At 69.2% G+C, this 2,774-nt stretch carries 4 protein-coding genes; 2 read left to right on the top strand and 2 right to left on the bottom strand.

The window, feature by feature from the left end:
* Together J1M41_RS11520 and J1M41_RS11515 are read right to left on the bottom strand one after the other, a co-directional pair.
* On the bottom strand, nucleotides 1-213 hold a 213-nt coding region (locus J1M41_RS11520; RefSeq protein ID WP_206451785.1), incomplete at its 3' end, for a hypothetical protein.
* A gap of 399 nt (nucleotides 214-612) precedes the next feature.
* Nucleotides 613-1,419 (bottom strand): hypothetical protein, encoded by an 807-nt coding sequence (locus tag J1M41_RS11515; RefSeq protein WP_031943871.1) that lies wholly within the window; start codon nucleotides 1,417-1,419, stop codon nucleotides 613-615.
* Nucleotides 1,420-1,681: 262 nt separating this feature from the next.
* Here J1M41_RS11515 and J1M41_RS11510 point away from each other — a divergent pair, with 262 nt between their 5' ends.
* Together J1M41_RS11510 and J1M41_RS11505 are read left to right on the top strand one after the other, a co-directional pair.
* A complete protein-coding gene (locus tag J1M41_RS11510; RefSeq protein WP_031943872.1) occupies nucleotides 1,682-1,909 on the top strand; it encodes a hypothetical protein in 228 nt (75 codons plus the stop codon).
* Nucleotides 1,906-2,774, top strand: an 869-nt coding sequence (locus tag J1M41_RS11505; protein ID WP_206451784.1) for a hypothetical protein, incomplete at its 3' end; no start/stop codon positions are given. The genes J1M41_RS11510 and J1M41_RS11505, both read left to right, overlap by 4 nt.

The raw sequence follows: 2,774 nt of genomic DNA, 5'->3' as shown, positions 1-2,774 counted from the left end.
GGTGGTGTCTCCGTTGCGTCGGCTCCAGTGGGGGACCGTGGCTCCGGGGTCGCGGTAGGGCAGGCTCAGCTGGGCCCAGATGCGGGTGGAGAAGGCGACCTCGCCGGGGTTCTGCTCGATCTCCTCGCTGAGCTCGAGCAGCCGCAGGCGCCTGGGCGAGAGGGCCGGGCGCGTGGCCGCGTCGATGGAGGTGATGTCCGGCGTGTGGTTCATGGCTGAGGTGACCTTTCGGACCCGATGACGGGTGGGCGTGGAGGGGACGGAGCGGGTGTGGAGAACTGCGGTCGCCGGGGAGTTATCCACGTGCATCTTGTGACGGGGGCTCATAGTCGGCGGAGTGAACGCAGATGGGGGGCGAAATCGGCGGGATCAAGCCGATCGCGTGTGTGCATCTTGTGACGGTGCGCCGGTCGGGCCGGAGATTATCCACGTGCATCTTGTGACGGCCAGTGTGTGCATCTTGTGACAGCCACCCCGTCAGAATCGGCATGATTGCAACGATTTTGGAGGATCCCCATGTAGTAAAACCACATGTATTCCTCCTGTAGTGGGGGGGCGGTTTCGCTGTGCATCCGTGGATAGCCGTTCGGTGAGGTGGTCGCGGTCTGGGGTTCAGGCGGCCGGGGCCTGCTCCATGAGGGCCGCGTAGTCGGGAGCCAGCCCGCTGCGCTCCATGGCGTAGTCCTTCACGGCCTGGGTCAGGCGAGTGCGCAGGACGTTGATGCGCTTGCACAGGCCGCGGCCGCTGTAGCCGTACTCGTCGCTCAGGGCTGCGCGCTCGGCCTCGTCGGCCAGCTGGTAGCGCAGGAAGACCGCGGCGTCGCGGCTGGAGAAGACGGCGTTGTCTCGAGCCCAGGCGATCAGGGCGCACAGGTCCCGGGTGGCACGGCCGTTGTCGGCGGCCTCATCGTCGGCCGGCTCCTCGGCCAGCTGCGGCAGCCAGGAGGGCAGGGCCTCGACGTCGGACTGGCCGTCGTAGAGCTTGCGCTCGAGCAGGGAGTCCTTGAGCACGTCCATGGCGAGGTTGCCGATGCACGAGCCGGCCCGGTGCAGGGAGGGCCTGCGGATCCACTTCCACGCTGCGGCGATGACGGCGGCGGAGACCTCCTCGCGGGCGGAGTGGTCTCCGTGCATGGTGGCCATGCGCATGCGGGTGTGACGGCCGGCGATCAGGGTGAAGCGAGGCAGCATCAGCTGGAGGACGGCGCGGGCGCAGTCCTCGTCGCCGACCGCGGCCTGCTCGAGCAGGCCGCGCATGATCTGCTCGCGGACCTCCACGGTGCTGCGGGCCACCGTCTGGACGAGCTCGATGCCGGTCTGAGCGCCGTGAGGCCAGGGGTGGGAGGTCTCGGCGTAGCGCACGGCCCACTCGGCGTTCAGGCGGTCGATCACGGTCGGGGCGTAGGTGGTGGTGCTCATCGGACTCGGTCCCTCCATCAGTGGTGTCCGGGCGTCCCGGACGGGTCACTGACCAGCCAAACGAGCAGGTCGGGAAACGAATCTGGATCTGGATCTGGATCTGCCGATCGTCTGGATTTCCAGAACCTGGACCGCAGGAGATCGGCGTAATCATGCGGATGTGGGGGAGGGGCGGAGAAAAAGTTCCCGCACGGGAGGGACATCGGTTCCCGCGGGCGGCCTTTAGTCCGGTGAGAGATCGCCCGTCCAAGGAGCCCCCGTGATGTCCGAGCAGACCCCCGAGATCGTGACCGATGAGCAGCTGGCCAGCTTCGTGCGTGAGGGCCAGACCATGCGGGAGGCCGAGGCCGTCCTGGAGGCGGGTCTGGCGGACCTGTGTGCGCGGCCGTTCGACCAGGCCAGCCAGGAGGAGATGCGTCGCCTCCTGGACTCGGACCAGCTGCGCGAGGCCACCCTCATCGCCCGGCGGATGGGAGGGCAGGATCGGTGAAGTTGCTCTCTCGCAAGAAGAAGACCGAGCCCGCCGCGGAGGCGCCGGAGCAGAACAGCCCGGCGCCGGCCAAGTCCAAGGTGAACAGCCTGGCCTCCCGGATTCTGCTCTACGGGTTCTACGGGGCGATGGTGCTGTGCCTGGGCCTGTCCGGCCTGGCCGTGGTGCTGGCCGCTTCGACGGCATCCCAGCCGGCTCCGGCGGTGGAGGTGCCCGACACGTCCACCGCTGAGGGCGTGGCGACGTCCTACGTTTCGGCGTGGCTGCGTGCTACCCGCGATGACCAGAGCCTGCTGGAGCCCTACATCGGTGGGACGAAGATCCCCCAGCTGCCCGTGGAGCCGTTGGGTGTGCGCGACGTCGCCGTGGCCGGTGTCCAGCGCGGCCAGGACCCGAGCATCACCTCCGTGACCGTCGCCGCCCACGTGGAGCAGCGCTCCGGGGCGCCGAGCACCCCGGGCGCTCCGCAGGCGGCGGATGCGACGGAGAGCCTGTCCCTGGTGGAGCAGGCAACCGCCTCGTCGACGTCCTCCGCCTCGCCGTCTCCCTCGCCGTCTTCGGCCAGTCCGTCTCCGGCGGCTGGGGCCACCGCCAAGCCGGTCCCCTACACGCTGCGGTACTACCAGGTGGCCGTTCACGAGCAGGCCCCCGGCCAGTTGCAGGTCATCGGCTACCCCACCCCGGTGCCGGGGCCGGCTCATGGAGACCCCGTCACCCTGAACTACTCCCAGCGGGTCGGCCCGGACACCGACCTGGGAAAGATGCTCGACGGCTTCCTCCAGGCCTACGGCGCCGGCCGCTCGGATGTCTCCCGCTTCCTGGCCCCCGGCTACAAGCTCGCCGCCATCGACCCCGCCCCCTACAC

The organism is Micrococcus sp. KRD096, assembly GCF_017168495.1.
Taxonomy (GTDB): Bacteria; Actinomycetota; Actinomycetes; order Actinomycetales; family Micrococcaceae; genus Micrococcus; species Micrococcus luteus.
This window is presented reverse-complemented; position numbering and strand designations above follow the sequence as displayed.